The 19,081-nt window shown below is 38.2% G+C and carries 18 protein-coding genes and 1 riboswitch; all 18 genes read right to left on the reverse strand.

Features of this window, described 5'->3' with window-relative positions:
* Positions 1 to 340 precede the first annotated feature (340 nt).
* The 18 genes from BIV60_RS05300 to BIV60_RS05385 all read right to left on the reverse strand — a co-directional run bounded on the left by BIV60_RS05300 (position 341) and on the right by BIV60_RS05385 (position 18,726).
* On the reverse strand, positions 341 to 619 hold the full coding sequence (locus BIV60_RS05300) for a hypothetical protein (RefSeq protein WP_071354686.1): 279 nt from the start codon (positions 617 to 619) through the stop codon (positions 341 to 343).
* Positions 606 to 917, reverse strand: a complete 312-nt coding sequence (locus BIV60_RS05305) for a hypothetical protein (protein WP_071354687.1) — start codon at positions 915 to 917, stop codon at positions 606 to 608. Before BIV60_RS05305 ends, BIV60_RS05300 begins: the two co-directional genes overlap by 14 nt.
* A complete protein-coding gene (locus tag BIV60_RS05310) occupies positions 910 to 1,101 on the reverse strand; it encodes a hypothetical protein (protein ID WP_071354688.1) in 192 nt (63 codons plus the stop codon). Before BIV60_RS05310 ends, BIV60_RS05305 begins: the two co-directional genes overlap by 8 nt.
* Positions 1,091 to 1,615 (reverse strand): Rieske 2Fe-2S domain-containing protein, encoded by a 525-nt coding sequence (locus BIV60_RS05315; RefSeq protein ID WP_071354689.1) that lies wholly within the window; start codon positions 1,613 to 1,615, stop codon positions 1,091 to 1,093. Before BIV60_RS05315 ends, BIV60_RS05310 begins: the two co-directional genes overlap by 11 nt.
* Positions 1,616 to 1,626: 11 nt before the next feature.
* Positions 1,627 to 2,190 carry a 4Fe-4S dicluster domain-containing protein gene (locus BIV60_RS05320; protein WP_038539580.1) on the reverse strand — a complete coding sequence of 188 codons (564 nt, stop codon included), beginning with the start codon at positions 2,188 to 2,190 and terminating at the stop codon, positions 1,627 to 1,629.
* 3 nt (positions 2,191 to 2,193) lie between these two features.
* Positions 2,194 to 4,359, reverse strand: a complete 2,166-nt coding sequence (locus tag BIV60_RS05325) for a molybdopterin oxidoreductase family protein (protein ID WP_071354690.1) — start codon at positions 4,357 to 4,359, stop codon at positions 2,194 to 2,196.
* Entirely contained in the window at positions 4,346 to 5,428 is a 1,083-nt protein-coding gene (locus tag BIV60_RS05330) for a hypothetical protein (protein WP_071354691.1), read from the reverse strand. The genes BIV60_RS05325 and BIV60_RS05330 overlap by 14 nt, the downstream gene beginning before the upstream one ends.
* A 142-nt stretch (positions 5,429 to 5,570) precedes the next feature.
* A complete protein-coding gene (locus tag BIV60_RS05335) occupies positions 5,571 to 6,758 on the reverse strand; it encodes a TroA family protein (RefSeq protein WP_071354692.1) in 1,188 nt (395 codons plus the stop codon).
* Between the two features lie 161 nt (positions 6,759 to 6,919).
* The gene (locus BIV60_RS05340; protein WP_071354693.1) at positions 6,920 to 8,101 is read right to left on the reverse strand and encodes an HD-GYP domain-containing protein; all 1,182 of its coding nucleotides are present in this window, start codon (positions 8,099 to 8,101) and stop codon (positions 6,920 to 6,922) included.
* 217 nt (positions 8,102 to 8,318) lie between these two features.
* Entirely contained in the window at positions 8,319 to 9,554 is a 1,236-nt protein-coding gene (locus tag BIV60_RS05345; RefSeq protein WP_071354694.1) for an ATP-binding protein, read from the reverse strand.
* A gap of 176 nt (positions 9,555 to 9,730) precedes the next feature.
* Positions 9,731 to 11,146, reverse strand: a complete 1,416-nt coding sequence (gene bcaP, locus BIV60_RS05350; protein ID WP_071354695.1) for a branched-chain amino acid transporter BcaP — start codon at positions 11,144 to 11,146, stop codon at positions 9,731 to 9,733.
* A gap of 288 nt (positions 11,147 to 11,434) precedes the next feature.
* A complete protein-coding gene (locus BIV60_RS05355; protein ID WP_071354696.1) occupies positions 11,435 to 12,703 on the reverse strand; it encodes an ATP-binding protein in 1,269 nt (422 codons plus the stop codon).
* Positions 12,704 to 13,193: 490 nt separating this feature from the next.
* On the reverse strand, positions 13,194 to 13,646 hold the full coding sequence (locus tag BIV60_RS05360; RefSeq protein ID WP_071354697.1) for a threonine/serine exporter family protein: 453 nt from the start codon (positions 13,644 to 13,646) through the stop codon (positions 13,194 to 13,196).
* 19 nt (positions 13,647 to 13,665) lie between these two features.
* Positions 13,666 to 14,427, reverse strand: a complete 762-nt coding sequence (locus tag BIV60_RS05365; protein ID WP_071354698.1) for a threonine/serine exporter family protein — start codon at positions 14,425 to 14,427, stop codon at positions 13,666 to 13,668.
* Between the two features lie 293 nt (positions 14,428 to 14,720).
* Positions 14,721 to 14,951: a hypothetical protein gene (locus BIV60_RS05370; RefSeq protein WP_071354699.1), complete on the reverse strand. Its 231-nt coding sequence runs from the start codon at positions 14,949 to 14,951 to the stop codon at positions 14,721 to 14,723.
* 85 nt (positions 14,952 to 15,036) lie between these two features.
* The gene (locus tag BIV60_RS05375) at positions 15,037 to 16,035 is read right to left on the reverse strand and encodes an ABC transporter permease (protein WP_071354700.1); all 999 of its coding nucleotides are present in this window, start codon (positions 16,033 to 16,035) and stop codon (positions 15,037 to 15,039) included.
* Between the two features lies 1 nt (position 16,036).
* Positions 16,037 to 17,542 (reverse strand): sugar ABC transporter ATP-binding protein, encoded by a 1,506-nt coding sequence (locus BIV60_RS05380; RefSeq protein WP_071354701.1) that lies wholly within the window; start codon positions 17,540 to 17,542, stop codon positions 16,037 to 16,039.
* Between the two features lie 68 nt (positions 17,543 to 17,610).
* Positions 17,611 to 18,726 carry a sugar ABC transporter substrate-binding protein gene (locus tag BIV60_RS05385; RefSeq protein WP_071354773.1) on the reverse strand — a complete coding sequence of 372 codons (1,116 nt, stop codon included), beginning with the start codon at positions 18,724 to 18,726 and terminating at the stop codon, positions 17,611 to 17,613.
* A gap of 207 nt (positions 18,727 to 18,933) precedes the next feature.
* Positions 18,934 to 19,042: riboswitch (SAM riboswitch) on the reverse strand.
* Between the last annotated feature and the right edge of the window lie 39 nt (positions 19,043 to 19,081).

Below are 19,081 nucleotides of genomic sequence, written 5' to 3' on the forward strand. Positions count from 1 at the left end.
TATATACCGGATATGCTACCGAAACCCCTTTTCCAGTTGTATTACGGGCTCCTATAAACCCGATACGCTACCGTAACTTCTTTTTCTTTTGAATTTTGACCGCTTATATACCGGATATGCTTCCGAAACCCCTTTTCTAGTTGTATTACGGGCGTCTATAAACCCGATACGCTACCGTAACTTCTTTTTCTTTTGAATTTTGGTCGCTTATATACCGGATAAGCTTCCGAAACCCCTTTTCTAGTTGTATTACGGGCGCCTATAAACCCGATACGCTATCGTAACTTCTTTTTTTTTGAATTTTGGTCGCTTATATACCGGATAAGCTTCCGAAACCCTTTTAAGCCTGAACTTTTTTTACAGCATAATGAAGACCGCTTTCCGGATCAAATGCCGACCATTCGGTTTCTGTTTCAACCACATCGCTCTCAAGCGGTACTGCTAAAAAATAATAATGATCGAAATAAAAGCGGATATGGGTACCATCCGGGCAAAGCTGAACTTTTTTAATCGTTTTATTGACAGTCGGCGCCTGATCTCCGCCCTCCGAGTCGAGGATCGAGATTTCAACCGGCCTGCCAGTAAATCGTTTAAGATCCTCTAAATTAATGGACTCCACAGCTATTACATCCTCTCATTACCGGATAGATGAACATTTTATAACCTTGTAAATACTCCCAAAATTTCTCCCTGGCATTGTCCTCGAGATACTGAATCGTTTCTTCTTCCGAACCCCAATTACTCATCCCTTTGATTTCAACGACGACCATTTCAGCTTTATCGATTGTTTTTTCTTCAAGGAACCAGTTTAATCGCTTATTCGCAAAAGTTTCTTTTAAAATCTGATCAATTTCCTGAGCGAAACCGCCTGATTGCGGCCGGATAAAACAAAAATCAATATAGGTTTCACTAGTCATTGATTTTCACACCTTTTTTATAGATGATTAGTGCTATTGGGAATAAAATAATATTTATGACGGCTGCAATAATCGTATTGGTATACTTTTCATAAAAATATTGATGAACCATGTATTGGGTAAAGATTATATTTAACATTATTACAGCTAAGAGGAGGGCAACCGGTACGTAACTACGCTTCATAACGTTTCACCCCCACGGCATAAACAGCGCCGTTCTCTACTTTCACATAAATTTCAGGAAGCGGGCGCCTTGGCGGTCCGGCAATTGGCTCACCCGTTTTGACGTCAAATTTCCCGTGATGGCATGGGCAAATCATTTCTCCCTCGTCTTTTTTCCAAAAAACAGGGCACCGTAAGTGCGTACAAGCATTTTGGTAGGCAACAAATTTATTTTCTGAAAGCCTGATTAAAATTGCACTATCATGCTCACCCGGGAAAGCAAAATCTACTGCATCCCCTACTGGTAATGACTTTAAGTCAGCAATTTTATGCTTTGGATATTTTTTATCACTTAATCCGGTTAATTCTTTTGCTGCCAGGGCACCCCAAGGCAGGGAGGAAACTGCGAATACTCCTGCGGCGCCCGCCAGAAGCTTCATGAAACCGCGCCGATCCAGTTTTCTTTCATTATTACGATTAATATTATGAGTGTAATTATCTTCATTAAACGGGATCTTATTATTTTTGTCCGACATGCTAATCCCTCCTAAAACAGTTTGGTGACACCCTGCAGGATACCAGGGAGATTCACTCTTACATTGGTTTCGCCTTCTAAATAAGGCATGCTTGTTACCCATTTACCGTTATCTAAATTAAATTGCTTTTGTTTTGCTTCAATTTCTTCATCGGTCAGCCATTGTAATGTATTGGATGGGCAGACACTAGCACACATTGGTGGAATGCCGTCTTTTGTCCGGTCGATACAAAGATCGCATTTATACATCAAGTTCTGCTCTGTATCGAATTTTGGTATTCCATACGGGCAGGCAATCGTACAGTTTTGACAGCCGATACATTTTTCCACAAGTGCCGAAAGCACAGCACCCGTTTCATGAATTTGAATCGCCTGTGCCGGACAGCTTCTTGCACACGCCGGATTAACACAGTGAAGGCACATTAGAGGCATCGTTTGACGATTGACCAGCGGATTCACATCATAAACATAGTTCCTGTTACGCTGTTCATGTCCGCCGCACTGTGTACATGCCGCTAAACAGGAACGGCAGCCGATACAGTTTTCAAGTTCTAAATATAACCTCTTTTTCACCATTTATTACACCTTCTTCATTTCTAGTTTTTCAATCTGTGCTGCACATGCTTTAAACTCCGGCATGCGAGAGATTGGGTCAAGTGCTGCAATCGTTAAGAGATTAATAGATTTTTCGTGGCCAAAGTGGTATGGCACGAAGACCGTATCTTTACGGATTGCTTCGGTAATTTTCACTTTATATTCAGCCTCGCCTCTTCGCGTAAATAGGCGGACATATTCTTCGTGCTGGATGTTATATTTTGCTGCTGTTTCAGGATGTACTTCCACAAATGGTTCTGGACACATATCACGTAAGAATTGAATTCTTCTTGTTTGGTTTCCCGAAAGGTAATGGAATACGACACGTCCTGTAGTTAAGCGTAACGGATATTTTCCATCCGGCTCTTCAGCCGGCGGACGATATGGAAGCGCACAAATTTTCGCCTTTCCATCCGGGTGATAAAACCTTTTATCTAGGAACATATGCGGTGTACCTGGATCTTTTTCATCTCTGCATGGCCAGAAAACACCGTCTTGTTTATCGATTTTATCCCATGTAGCACCGTAGTAGTCTGCATAGCCGCCTTTTGAGGCTAAGCGGAATTCATCTGCCACATCTCTTGCCGTTTTTAAATGGGAGAAGTACTTTCCTCTTCCTAATTTTTCAGCCAGTTCCACCTGCATTTGCCAGTCAGATTTTGATTCACCAAGCGGTTCCTGTGCTTTATTGATCTTGATAATCCGACCTTCAATGTTCGTTACCGTACCTTCATCTTCAGACCATGTAACTGATGGGAGAATTACATCTGCAAACTCAGCAGATTCTGATAAGTAGAAATCGGCACAAACCATGAAATCTAAGCTTTTTAATGCTTTACGAACAAAGTTTTGATTTGGAGCTGATACCGCAGGGTTTGAGCAGAGTAGATATAAACCTCTGATCGTTTTTTGCTCCATTAGCTCGAACATTTCATAAGCTGATACCCCAGGCTTTGGCATCTCATCAGGAGTAATTCCCCAAACTTGACATACTTCTTCCACATGTTTAGGGTTCGTTAGCTTACGGTAGCCAGGCAATAAGTCAGATTTTTGGCCATGCTCGCGGCCGCCTTGCCCATTCCCTTGGCCTGTAAATGTGGCAACACCAGATTTCGGACGGCCAATTTTTCCAGTTACAAGCGCCATGTTGCTATAGCCTGAAACATTGTCTACGCCTTTGTGTTGCTGCTCGATTCCGCGCGCAAACATAACAACGGCATTTGGAGCTTTTCCGTAAATTTCGGCAGCATGGATAATTTTTTCTTTCGCAATGCCGGTAATTTGGCTTGTATATTCAGGAGTAAATTCTTTTACTAATTCTTTTGTTTCTTCAAATCCATTTGTATGGTTGTTGACGAACTCCTCATCCACATAACCGTTTTGAATGAGGAGATTCACGATTCCATTTGCCAATGCAAGATCTGTTCCTGGACGCAAATCCAAGTGAACATCTGCTCTTCTCGCAATCGGGGTTTCACGAGGGTCGGCAACAATTAAATATCCGCCTCTTTCTTGTACATTCCAGACACGGAACATTGAAGTTGGGTGACATTCAGCTGTATTACTGCCGGCAAGAAACAGACAGTCTGTTTCATGGATATCGGTCCATGGTAATGTAGAGCCGCGATCCACTCCGAAGGAACGTAAGAAACCGCCGGCCGCACTTGACATACAGAAACGGCCGTTATAGTCAATGTATCTTGTTTGCATTGCGACCCTTGCAAATTTTCCTGTTAAATAACATTTCTCATTTGTCATTGATACGCCGCTAAAGACAGACAATGTATCTTTTCCGTATTGATCTTGCATCTCGGTAAATTTCTTAGCAATCAAGTCGTATGCTTCTTCCCAGGTCGCTTCACGGAAGCCTTCTTGTGTTCCTTTTAAGGAAGCATCATCACGAATTAATGGTTTTAACAAACGGTCAGGATGATTGGTTTGCTGATAAGCAGTAACCCCTTTAGGACACATTTTCCCAACTGTTACCGGCCAGTCATAACGAGGTTCAACCCCGATGATCTTATTTGTTTTTGTATTGACACGTAAATTCATTCCGCATTGCATACCGCAGTAGCTGCAGTGTGTTTTAATTAAGGTTTCATTGGGATGCCGTACATTTTCGATTTCTTTAAAAAACTTATCCCTTTGCATTTTGGTTTGCCTCCTTGACCTTCACTTGATGAGTCGGGTATCCTGAAAATCTTGCAATGCGGTATTTTCTGCGGCATGGCAGGCACAATTCAGCAAGATTAAAGCCGTCTTCCATATTAAATTCGATTTCATTTACTCCTAATACTTGAATTACATCTTTTGATTGTTCAACGGAAACAAATTTATCTCCACACACTTTACATTCTTTCATATGTTGTTCTCCGTAATGTTCTCGGTAATTTCTTGCCAGTACGCTCATTGGACGGAAAGGAATATGGGCAAGCTTTCCGAATGGTAAATAAATTAACGTTACGATCACTGAAAATTGATGGATCAACGACATTTGCGGCTGCATCCACCCATGTAAAAATACGTTTTGAACGGTTAATAACAATCCTGTAATCGAAATAAATAACAGTAAGTATAGCGGCAAGAAATCATAGATAAACTTTTGCTCCGCTCTTGCCTGCATATTTTTCAAACGGCGGGAAAGTGCCATACAAACACCTGTAATCACCATGATTGCGGCAATATTGAGCGCGTTATAAGATAAAAAGGCAATAATTCCTTCAGCAGGAACCTTCATAACATTCATTCCGAAAAGCACAATTGTATAATATCCATTGTCTTCCATCGTAAAATACATCCAGCTAAACACAAGTGGGAAGGTAACTAAACAGGCAAGCACACAGCCCCAGCCAATTAATATATGCTGCACCCATCGGTAAAATCCCCGATTACGGATAAAATCGTAGATTGCTAGGTGACTGACAGCTGTTTTTGCAGTGTTTTTTCTAAAAAGAAGTTTTAGCCCTTTTTTGATAATGATTTTAGTTGGTGGTCTTTCTCCCCAGGCAATAAAACGGTAAAAGAAACCGCCGATAAAGACGAGGGTACCAACCATATATCCATATAGATTTAAATCGATGTGAGAGAACATTCTTGTTCCAATAAAGGTTAAAATCGCAAGTCCGACGACAGTTAAAAAGACTGATTTCGCAAAATGGGATGCAAATGCATCATTGATCGAGCGTTCCTGTTTTTTACCCGCTACTAGTTTCGCTTCCATTTCAAGCGCCTCCTAAAAAAAAATAACACTAACGTTTTTCTTACCCTTATTGTAAGAAAATCGTTAGTGTTTCAAATATCGGGGAACTCCCCCATCCTCGGGGGAAAAAACCCTTAGAAATATGGAATTTGACAAAAGTCTGTCACATATGAGATTTTCGAAGGTACTTTTTCCTCCAAGAGATCAGTAGAAGCATAAAGACAATCAATATTTGTAACGAGAAAAGAGCAGCATCCCAAAAAGGAAGCGATGTTAGAGGTTTTTCAAGACCAGGAAGTACTGTTTTTAATGCATAAAGCAGTTGTGGGATATAAAAAATTGCATATAGTGAAACCGACAAAAATACTCCTATAAAATAGAAAACGGAATATAAAAGGACCATCTTTTTTTCGCTTTCAAAAATCACTTCTGCCTTTTGTGAAAATTTAAAGGGAAGCTGCTTTTTTATTAGTTGTTGAGCACTTTCCATCAAATTGAAACAGCCCAAGACATTTTCAATCAGATAATATAAGTCCGTTTTCATAAAAACACAGCATTGATATACCATACGAATAAACGTATCTAAAACAATTATCTTCATAATACCAAGGAAAACTCCTGGCTCGTTTTTAAAGATAAGCTGGCTAAATAGAGCGATCGAAAGGATTACACTATCGAAACAAATACCTGCCAAATATAATCCATTCCGATTTTTTGATGGAAGTTTCCATACTGCTTCCATGTCTGTTTCAAAAACAACCAGAAAAAGTCTGTGTCCAATCCCCAATTTGGTAGGTAAATTGTTCGCTCTCATTGCAAGAATGTGACCAAATTCATGAATGAATACTAAAATAATAGTTAAACCCGCCAATAAGGGGATATTGAACACCATAAAATTAAATACAAATAAATCCTTGTAATGAGGAAATAGGCTTGGATGGCAACCGAGAAGTATTACATTTATCACGAATAATAAGGAATAAATAAAATAAGCATACGTATTAAAAAAAAATTTCCCAATCTTTGGTGAAATCCATAAAAATCCTAAGGTTTCTTTTTTCTTAGAGTTAGTTTCAATTTTAACTCCATCAATTTCCCTGATTAAATTTAAATCTAAAAGTTGTTCGGCAAAATCAAGAATGTTAACCTCTTCATCAGGGTATTTTCCCTTAAGTTGTCTTTCTATTTCACTTAATTGGAAACTCTGTTGAATCAAATAAATCGCTTCTATACTAACTTCATTCATCTCGAAGAACTCACGAGAATCAGTATCTTCCACGATATAATGCTTCTTATCTTTGCGAATTTCAAGAGGAACCAATGAAAGTATTGAACGTAGCATTATGCTCATTTGAACACCCTTTAGAATATTAATTATCAAAAAATAGGGATGCAAACATTTTCAGTTAGCATCCCAGCTTTTTATGGTAGCCATCCGCACCACCAGCAAGAAATAATTGTCGCTTTAATTTTACTTAATTTTCTGACTTTCAAGGTATCACCTCCTTCAAATCAAGTAGCAGCTTCAAATTTATTTTTTTGAATCTTAAGATTTTCTAAGGATGTGTTATGAATTTGTTTCCATAATGGGAATACCTTTTCAAATGCTGTAACTAATTGGGGATCAAATTGAGAACCCTTTCCATCTAAAATCCTTTGATATGCTTCTTCTAATGATAATGCAGCCCTATATGATCTTGTTGATGTCATCGCATCGAATGCATCCGCAATTGCAGCAATCCTAGCAAGGTATGGTATTTCATTTCCTTTTAATTGATCAGGATAGCCTTTTCCATCCCATCGTTCATGATGTGACCGAATTACCTCGATATTTAATCCGATAACCTTTGAGACAGCCTCTGCACCTACAGTCGTATGTGATTTAATGATTTCATATTCTTCATTAGTAAGACTCGTTGGCTTCATCAATATACGATCTGGTATATTGATTTTTCCAATATCATGAAGTAAACAAGCATAATTAAATGATTTTAAATCTTCATCAGTAAACTTGCCAACTTGTTTTGCTAATCCAACTGCATAGCTTGCCACTCTTTCACTATGCCCTCTTGTGTACGGGTCTTTAAGCTCAAGAGTAGCAATTACACCTTTAACAATTCCTACAAGTTGATGGTCATAAGAATTTTTAATGGCCTTTACATATGATTGAAAACGATTCAATAGGATATATGAAAAAACAGAAATTATTGCTAATAATAGTAAACTTATCAGTACATTCGGTGTTTGAATAATCAATCCATCAGCAATGTATTTGAAGACCAATCCAATTATAACTACTTTAAAGAATTGGGTATTAACAAAAATAGGGGATAATAAGAGCCAAAATATTTCTACTGCGTTCCCACTTTTAAATAGTTCCGGTTTACCAATAAAAGTTACTATATCATTAAGAAGAGTTAAAGATGTATAACTAATAAAATAGATATATTTAATTGAATTAACTTTTTGATTTTTATATAAATAGATTGCTAAAGGAATTAAAGCAAACATAATTAAATAGATCCAGTTTCCTAACCTATCTGGTGTATCTACCTTTAATTTTGTTATATACTTCGCTATCAGAGAATAGAAAACATCAAATCCTATGTAGATAATATAAAATAAAACTAAAAACCATTTAACTGTACGTCCCTCTTCGTTTCTAATGTTAGGGTCAATTATTTGCTTTTTCATGTATTTACCTCACGTATGGAATGTAACCCATGTCCTATTTCGAAAAGTTTAGTTATTTAAACCAAAAGACCTATTAAATTTCCGACACTTTCCTACATTATAAAACATTTAAATCAATAGAAGTACATTTTTCTAAAAGGAATGATGAAGAAAAATAGAAAAAAAAACTTATCCCCACTCACTATTCTCCACATAATCCCTTTTGCCCTGCCTAATTTTATTGAAATATAGGTAATACAACCTCAACCATTGTTCCTTTTTGAAGATTACTTTGGATTTTAAGACTGCCTTTATGATCTTTGATTATTTGATTTGAAACCATTAACCCAAGTCCTGTTCCATCTTTTTTTGTAGTATAGAAGGGTTCGCCTAAATTAAGAATATCCTCTCCAGCAATACCACAGCCTTCATCTTGGATAGAGATATACATTTTTTGCCCTTTTAGTACTTTTGCATTAATTTTTATCTTTCCTCGATCTATCATTGCTTCAATTGCATTTTTGAATAGATTAATAAATACCTGCTTTAATTGTTTTGCATCGCATTCGATAGGAGGTAAAGGACCTTCTATAAGGGTTTCAACAACAACTGATTGTTTCTCAGCTTGTTGTTGGATTATTGATAAAGTATAGGCTATAACTTCTTCGATGCTGAAGCTTTTAAACGTAATTACCTTTGGTTTACCTAGATACATTAAATCACTAACAATTGAATTAATTCGATCAATTTCTTGAATCATAATTGGATAATAATCATTTGTATTCGGGTATTGTTCCTTCTGCAGCTGTGTAAAACCTTTCAATGAAGACAGAGGATTTCTTATCTCATGTCCAATAGCAGTAGCCATTTGACCGATAACAGCCAGCTTTTCTTTTTGACGAAGTTCATCATAAACAGATGTTAAAGAAGCGATATATGAATTAAAGCGGATGAATAATATGAATGCGATGATCGATAAAATAGTATAAATAATTAATGGAAAAAGGACATTTAAATCCCGCAAAACTATTCCTACAATTACATACTTTCCAATCATCCCTAATGTGACGGTCCAAAAGAATTTTTTATTTACAAATATAGGTGAAAAGAGGATAAATAATACTTCAACAATATTCCCACTGGCAAAGGGTTTGTTTGTTCCCAAATAAGTTATAAGAACATCAATAAAGTCTATTAAAATATACCAATAAAAATAGATATATTTAATAATATAGGGATTTCCCTTCTTAATGAAATAAATGGCCAACGGAACTGCCGCAAGGATTAGAATATAGAACCAGTATCCTAAGCCTTCTTTTAAAACATCATTAAATTGATTTTTAGAAATCCTTGGATTTATATAGTAATAAAAAATGTCAAAGGAAAAAAATGAAATGTTAAACAACCACAAGAATAATTTAATTGCTTTTTTCTCTTCATATATTAACTTTTGATTATTGTAAGCCTTTTTCATATTTGTAAATCCCCCAATGACTTAAGAAACATGAAAAAAATTGTTAACCTTTCCTACTATTCTACCATTTATTCTAAACTTTACCGACAGAAAATTTTCTAAAACGGTTGTATTCGACATTTTTCTGCTGATTTGGAATATAGAAAAAGGACCCCATTGGGAGGTCCTTTTCTATACTAACTTACTTTCTTAAATTCCTTAACACTACTATTCAATGTGGAATGCTTACGGCCGTAACCGAAGTAAACAGCCAAACCGATCACAAGCCATACACCAAAGCTGATCCAGGATGTTGCCGGCAGCTGAAGCGATAAGTATCCACAGAATAGGAAAGCTAAGATTGGAACATATGGAACAAATGGAACACGGAAGCCTTTTACTGCACCTTGATTGTTTTTACGCAGATACAAAATACCGATAGAAACAGTCATAAATGCTAATAATGTTCCGATGTTAACAAGCTCTGCTAATTTCCCAAGCGGCACTAATCCAGCAAAAATCGATACAAGAATACAGGTGATCCAGGAGTTTACCATTGGTGTCTGCTTTTTCTTATCTACCTTAGAAAATACCTTTGGCAATAAGCCGTCACGGCTGATTGCATAAAATAGACGAGTTTGTCCATAAATCATAACAAGCAATACTGTTGTAATCCCGGCAATGGCACCTAATGAAATCAGACCAGCTACCCAATCTTGATGGATAAAGGTAAGTGCGAAGGCAACCGGGTTTTTCACATCAAGCAGTTGGTAAGGCACAATTCCTGTTAAAATCGCTGATACCGCAATATATAACACGGTACAAACAACCAACGAGGAGATAATCCCGATTGGCAAATTGCGCTGCGGATTTCTTACTTCTTCCGCTGCTGTTGCTACCGCATCAAATCCAATGTAAGCAAAGAAAACTGTCGCGGCACCTGTTGCAACACCGGAGAAACCAAATGGCATAAACGGTGTCCAGTTTGAAGGTTTAACATACCATACACCAATACCGATAAATAATAAAACAACCGCTAACTTAATAATTACCATAATTGCATTGAAACGAGCTGACTTTTTTACACCTTGCGTTAACATAAAAGTGATAATGAAAACAATGACAATAGCAGGTACATCGATAAACGTTCCATTTGCCGGATCGTAAGCACTTGTAATAGCCTTCGGAAGATGAAGGCCAAATCCTGCGATAAGCCCCTGAAAATATCCCGACCAACCACTGGCAACTGCTGATGAAGCAAGTCCGTATTCAAGAATCAAATCCCAACCTAAAATCCAGGCAATGATTTCACCGAATGTTGCATAACTATACGTATAGGCACTGCCTGATACCGGTACAGTCGAAGCGAATTCCGCATAACAAAGTGCTGCGAACACACAAGCTAAACCAGATAAAATAAAGGAAATGATCAGTGCAGGTCCTGCATGTTCCGCAGCAGCCACTCCTGTTAATACAAATATTCCTGTTCCGATGATGGCTCCAATTCCCAGCATCGATAAATCAAAGGCACCTAATTCCTTTTTTAAGGTTACATCTTTCTGTCCAACCTCTTGGATTAGGGCCTGGATAGACTTTTTCCTAAATAAATCCATGTTGTTTACCTCCTCGACCGATGTCGAAATGTTCAGAAAAAATACTTCATAAAAACTTATATCGGTATAATATAATTTATTTTTCTAAAAAGCAATATATTTTGAAAAATAAAATAAATTGTAGATAATACCAAAACAAATTTTCCCTACTCTATATGTTTTTTACAGGGAATTGCAGAGTTTTTATTATAGTATAAAAATAATTTCTGAATACGAAATAATTATTCCAATCACATTTTTACCAAATAAAAACCGGCCGTTCTGATTCTGAATGGCCAGTCAAACTTTTCATATATTTACTACTTCTTTTTTAACTGCCGGTAGAATCATTGTCACCTCAGTACCGATTCCGGGTTGACTTTTATAGGATACTTTCCCATTCATGGTTTCAATAATTCGTAATGAAACGGATGTCCCAAGGCCAGTCCCCTTATCCTTTGTTGTATAGAACAGTGTACCAATTTTTGATAGTTGCTCAGGTGTCATTCCCTTTCCACTATCTGTTATCAAAATCGTTGCATTCTGATGATCATGCATGTACTGAATTGTAACTTTCCCGCCTTCTGAAGTGGCTTCAATTGCATTCTTTATCAAATTGACCAGTGCTTGTTTTAATTGATTCCGATCAGTAGTAAGCCAAAAATCACTTTGGATTAATTCACTTTTTAGCTCCACTCCTTGCTTTACCGCAAGAGGATCTAGAAGCAACACGACTTCCGAGAGAACATCTGCCAGCTGGAATTTTTCTATTTTTTCAAATTTGGGTTTAGCGAAATTTAGATAATCATTGATGATTGACTCAGCACGTCCCAATTCGGACAAAACAAGTGAAAGATACTCGTATTTTCTCCCTTGTTCCTCTTTTTGCATCAGTTGAAGAAATCCTTTGACAACGGTTAATGGATTTCTTACTTCATGTGCAATAGAGGCGGCAAGTTCCCCTATTGTGTTTAATTTTTCAGCCCGGATAATTTCCTCCCTCATTTTATTTCGTTCGATAACATTTTCATTTAGTTTTGAAGCAATCATAATAGCAAGAGTATGTATAAAACCAATGAGGATAATATCTGGAATATTAAAATCTATTTTGAGAGGGGCACCTTGGAAATATTGATAAGTATTAAATGAAACAAAACAAAGTATCAAAGGCCAGAAGCCGATCACTGTTGAAATAAGCACCCTTTTATTAGGGGGCGATTTCCAAAATTTTTGCACAGTTAAAAACGCTATTAGTGCAGTTAATAACATATTTACGAGTCCAAAAATGATTGTGTTTCCTCCCATTAAAATCCGTGTCACAATAAGAGTTCCTAACACCATACTCCCTGCTCTAGGTCCTGCGTAAAGGAAAGAAAGTACAAGGGGAACATAGCGGAGATCCCAATTAAATCCGTAGTTAGCATGCGTAAAAATCATACAAGTCAGGGCAGCTATACTTTGCAATAAACCACAAATGATAGGTGAGTTCATATTGCATTTTTTATCTGAAAGAACACTAAGAATTAGGACTGGTGCGATTGTAATTAACAAATTCAAAAGAAGTTTTTCTGCCAGCATTCATATTCCTCCAAAAACCAACTATTTACACAATAATTCGACAAAAATTTCTTCAATCCTTTAAAGTTAAGAAATTTTTCACACTACCTACTTAAATTGTAATTTGACAAAATCAAAATTCACCTGTAAAATAATATTTTGTGCTTTACAAATTATGTAACTTGGAATTTAGAAAATAACGCAATGTAAGAATTTTTTCTGGCATTCTGCTTATGTTTTAATAGAAACTATTCACACTGGATCGGCTTCGGAGCCGTAAGGATGTAAGAGAGGTAGGGCTTACGTCGTTTAGGTAAAACCATCAGTGGAAGAGTAACCGCGGCAATTGGTATATAAAAACAATCATATCTAAATAAATTTTTGCATTGTGATGGCAGACACATGAAAGACAGCCATGCACAAGTTACGATAACACCCCGAATAGAAGGGGTAAAGCAAAAAATGCAGAGGGCAATCGCCCTCTGCATTTTCCAATTTTCAACCAAAAAAATCATCCTCGAAGCTTCATCCTTTGGCGGATGATTTTTCGAATACTCTGGTTCAATACCTCTGAAAAAATTAAACCAAAAGCAATTGCTCCTGAAAGCATCAATACATTGGCCGCATTGCCTAAAGCCTGGTTATAATCTTTCTCCACAAAATTTCGCATCGCATCATAGGCAAGACCTCCAGGGACGAGCGGAATAATCCCGGCAACACTGAAAATAATGACAGGTGTCTTATAATATTTGGCTAATATATGGCTAACCACACCAATAAAAATGGCTGCGCTCCATGTAGCCATCACTGCGTTCCCAGAATAATCTTCGATGAGGTAGTAAATGATCCACCCCCCCATGCCAATGAGACCACATTTTATTAAGGAATTTTTGGGAGCATTAAAGATGATTCCAAATGCGCCCGTTGCAATAAAACTAGTGATTAATTGGGCCAAAATGCTCACACCTTGCCCTCCTCGCTTTTTATAAAAATGAAAGGATGATTGCAATACCTGATCCGATGGCAAAGGCGGTCAGAAATGCTTCTGCTCCTTTTGATAGACCTGAAACGAGATGTCCTGCCATTAAGTCCCTGATTGCATTGGTAATTAACAATCCGGGAACTAAGGTCATAACTGATCCAATGATAATTTTATCCAACTCATGACCGACTCCTAATTTTACAAATAAAAAAGAGAGCAGACCAATCACAAAAGAAGCGAGGAACTCAGAAAAAAATTTAATGGGTACAAAACGGTGAAAGTAAATATTACTAAAATAGCCAAGACCTCCCGAGATCATTGCTGGGATAAAATCATTCCAGTCGCCGTTAAACATAATCAAAAAGCAGCCACTCGCACTTGATGCCGCCAAGACCTGAATCATAAAGGGGAAAGTCAAGGTATGCGTCTCAAGTTCCTTTAACAATTGCAGCGCTTTTTCAGGCGTTAATTCCCCGTTGCTAATCCGTCGTGAAATGCTATTGACCAGTGCTACTTTTTTTAAATCTGTTGAACGTTCTGATATACGAATTAACTTCGTTTTTGTCGGTTCTCTTCCTTCTGCCGAAAAAATAATCCCAGTTGGTGTGACATAACTATGGGAATTCTCGATGCCAAAAGCAGCAGCAATCCGCATCATTGTATCTTCTACCCGGTATGTCTCCCCGCCACTTTGGAGCATGATTTTTCCCGCAAGAAGGCATACTTCCATAATTTCATAAGTCTGCTCTGCCTGTTTTTCCATTCGAATCTCTCCATCTATCCTTCAACATTTAATTAAATTACAGTTTAAATCAAAATCAATCAAATAGGCAATCGGCAATTCTTATGAAGACACTTTTCACCATTGCTTCAGCGAGTTTTGGTCTTTATCCCCTTTATGAAGACCCTTTTCATCATTTCTTCAGCGAGTTTTGGTCTTCATCCCCTTTATGAAGACTCTTTTCATCATTTCTTCAGCGAGTTTTGGTCTTCATCCCCTTTATGAAGACTCTTTTCATCATTTCTTCAGCGAGTTTTGGTCTTCATCCCAAATACTTACTCGCCAATATTATTTTCAAACCACTCCTGGAGCTCTCTTAAAGAATTAAAACTGAAAATCTCTTCTCCGTTCTGCCCGTTATCACAGCCTGTATTCCCTCTTAAGGTAATTTGGCCTTCTTCCCCTGATATCAAAATGGCATATGGATGGTTTACATTGATGTAACGCGCATCCAAATCATTATCAATCCACTTTTTACTTCGTAAAAATGCTTCATATTTTTCCATCAAAAAATCCCTCCTATCCCCTTATTGTGCCTATTTATAAAAAAATAAGACCCCTCCGCAATAGCGAACAGGTCCATCAAAATTTCTATGATTTCTGCTTATAGTACGTAATCGCCAAAGCAAAAGCCAATACGGTTCCTTTGACGATATCCATCGCATAGTAAGGAACAGACAACATGACGAGTCCGTTTTGTAGAATCCCAATCAAAACAGCACCAATAAAAGTCCCAAATGCATTCGCTTTTCCCGCTCCAAGGACAGAAAAGCCAATAAACGCTGCCGCAACAGAGTCCATCAAATACGGTGCCCCGGAATTAATTTCCGATGTCATCACACGGGAAGCAAGAACGATCCCGCCAATCGAGGCAAAAAGGGCCGAAAGCAGGTAAGCAGCTACTTTATACTTATTAACAGGGATCCCCGAGAGCCGTGCTGCTTCCTTATTCCCGCCAATTACATACATGTAGCGTCCATGCTTCGTATAATTCAAAAAGATATGAACAATAAGGACGGTTACCACCATAATAATAATGATCCACGGCACCTCACCGATTTTTGCAAAAAATGGACTAATTAGCCCTTCAGCCATTGTTCCGTCCGGCATCACCATATTTTGCGATACTGTGGCACCTTTTGTATATGTTAACGCAGTCCCTTGAATGATAAACATCGTTGCTAATGTCATCAGCATATCCGGAATCCGCATTTTGACAATCATAAAGGAGTTTAACGCGCCCACCACAATTGAAGCAGCAATTGCCGAGATAATCGCAACCAATGTATTTTGTGAAAGCCAAACAAACATAGAAATCACAATGGCATTGGAAAGCGATGCGACCGACCCAACCGAGAGGTCGAACCCATCGACTGATAACGAAATGGTAATCCCGATGGCAATGATGGTGACAATGGAAATGGAACGGAGGATATTAACGATATTGTTACCTTGAATGAAATTAGAATTGGCAGCAGAAAAAATAATGATTAGTGCAACAATTGTGATAATCGTTCCGTATTTATAAAAAAATTGAAACAGGTCAAATGCTTTTTTCTCTTTAATCTTCGTTGTCATATTCGCTTCCATATTACCTGCCTCCTATTGAATAAAATAATAATTCTTCTTCCGTTGTAGATTTCGTTTCCAATTCCTTCACTGAGCGTCCATCATAAAGGCAGTAGACCCGATTGGTGATGCCGATGATTTCAGAAAGCTCTGAGGTGGCATAAATAACGGCTTTACCACGCTTCGACAATTCTGCAATTAGATCAAAAATATCCTTCTTGGCCCCAACGTCTACCCCTTTAGTAGGTTCATCAAAAATGTAAACATCGGCTTCGGCAACAAGCCATTTCCCAATGGCGACTTTTTGCTGATTTCCACCTGACAGGTTTTGGACTTTTGTTTCTTCAGAAGGTGTTTTGATCCCAAGCCGCTGTATAAGTTGTTTAGCATTTTCCTTCTCTTTTTTCCGGTCGACAAAACCAAAAATTTTGGTAAAACGGTTTAAATTCGCAGCCGTTAAATTCGTCTCGACCGACTCAAGTACAAGGATTCCTTCTTTACGCCTTTCCTCCGGCACTAAAGCTACCCCGTTCACCACCGCATCATGAGGGCTGCGCAGCTTCAGCTTCTTGCCATGTAAAATCATTTCGCCCGCTGTTAATTTTTCCGAACCAAACAACGCCTTACACAGTTCCGTTTTTCCGGCTCCAACTAATCCGGCAATCCCGACAATTTCACCAGCTTTCACATGAAGTGTTAAATCGTGAATTTTTTCTTGATCTGAAAGTCCTTTTACTTCAAGAACCGTTTCACCAATTTGCTCAGGCCGTTTAGGAAACTGTTCCTCCAATTTTTGGCCAAGCATCTTCTCTACGACTTTACTTTGGGTTGTGTCCGCTATTTTTTCCGTTGCGACCCATTCGCCATTTCTCATAATGGTGATTTCATCACAGATTTCGAAAATTTCCGGCAGGCGGTGGGAGATGAAAATTATCCCAACATTTTGTTTTTGTAAATCCCGTACGATTCGGAACAGTTCAGTGGTTTCGGTATGGCTTAACGGAGCTGTCGGCTCATCCAGGATGAGAAATTGGCACTGCTGGGAGATGGCCCGCGCGATGAGAATCATTTGTTTTTCAGCAAGTGTCAGCTCACTGACTAGCTTTTTCGTAGAAATTTCAATATTCATGCCTTTTAAAATAGTTGCTGCCTTTTCATAGAGATACTTCCACTTCATCCACTGCTTTTTCCCCATATTGCGGACTGTCTCAAGCAGCATAATATTTTCAGCAACCGTTAAATAGGGGATCAGCGCGGTATCCACTTCTTGATAAACAATTTGAATTCCTATATCCTGTGCTTTTTTCGGTGAGCGAATGTCTTGTTTTTGGCCATTCAACGCAATTTCACCAGTATAGTGGCTGTAGGCACCGGAAAGAACCTTCATTAAGGTGGATTTTCCGGCACCATTTGCCCCAATCAATGCATGGACCCTTCCAGTATCCATTTTAAAATGAACATGATTTAATGCTTTTACCCCAGGGAACTCAATTGATATGTTTCTCATTACTAATGTTGTCTTTTCCATGAAGTATCCCCCTTTCAAGAAAACACTCCCTTCATCATGTGAAAAAGAGAGTGTCATCTAAGCCTGCTTTATTTTTTATAATGATTATTTAATGTCTTCATCCAGCCTTCTTCAAACGCAGTGGATTGTCCCCATCCAGGAATGATATCTGCCAGATTGACCATATTAACCCGCTGTTTCGATTTTTGAAGATTACTTTGAGAAACAAGTGATGCTTCAAGATCGTACGTCTTTGGTGTCTCTTCTTTTGCTAGTTTTTTAGCTAGAATTCTCATATCGACTGCACCAATCAATTTAGGATCAACGGCTGCGGTATATTTCCAAGCACTGCCTTGACGCTGGATTTCTTGTAAATCGGAGTTGGAAACGTCAATTCCATAGATTTTCACTTCTTCACGGCCAGCTTCTTTAAGAGCACGTGCGGCACCAATTGCGAATGCATCCCATGTTGCAAAAATGGCATCCAATTTGCCTTTTGGATATTTATTTAACATTGCCGCAACCGCATTTTGCGTTTGGACACTTGTATCAGCAGCCGCTACCCCAAAACGGTCCACTTCTTTAATTCCAGGGTTTTTCTTAAGTGCATCCTGATAAATTTTATTTCTTCTTACCATTGGCGGAAATCCATCTACCCAAAGGTAAGCAATGTTGGCTTTTCCGTTTGTATCTTTTACTAATTGATCAAGGGATAATTGAGCCAGCTTTTCATCATCTTGAGAAGTAAGGGTGACACCAGCAATATCAGCAATCTTTGGATTTGAGTCGAAGGTAACAACACTCTTCCCTTTTTCAACAATTTTCTTTACGTCATTTACAGTTGCGTCATCATCACCATGAGAAATAATAAAGCCATCATAGTTTTGGTCTAATGCTTGATTGATTGCATCATGGAATTTAGCGGTATCTCCATTAGCTGTAAATACATCCACTTGGAAACCTAGTGCTTCTCCTTCCTGCTTTGCACCGGCTAAAAATTGAGCAGTATGATCATCCCCGCCGATTTTACGAATTACTTTAATCTTAAAATGGTTTCCCTTTGCATACGCAGCAGGGACTCCTTTTAATGAAACGTTTTTGTCCTCGCTTGCTTGTTTTGTCGTACTCCCTGAAGCACAGCCGGATAAAAGCAATGTAGCGGCAAGTGCTGAAACGAGCGTACTTTTTAATAGATTTTTCTTCATTTTCCATGCTCCCCCTTTTTCTATTGCTGTTCCATACCAAGTTTGAAGGGCCCATTTTTTATGATAAACATATAAATTTTGGCTTCGAGAATTGTCCAGCTCCAGCGCTTGTCGGGGCTGACCAAGGCGCTTCCGCTTTTCTTGTAAAAACAAAAAAACCTCTCTGAAAAGAGAGGTTTAAAATCACAACTAAAAGGGATTTCTCCTCTCTTATCTTTCAAAACAAATCAATGTTTTGCAGGATTTAGCACCAATTCCATTATGGAACGGTTGCTGGGCATCATCGGGCCAGTCCCTCTGCCACTCTTGATAAGAGAACGCAATATTATATTAAACTAGTATTCAATAACCTAAT

The organism is Bacillus sp. MUM 116 (genome assembly GCF_001866655.1).
Taxonomy (GTDB): domain Bacteria; phylum Bacillota; class Bacilli; order Bacillales; family Cytobacillaceae; genus Neobacillus.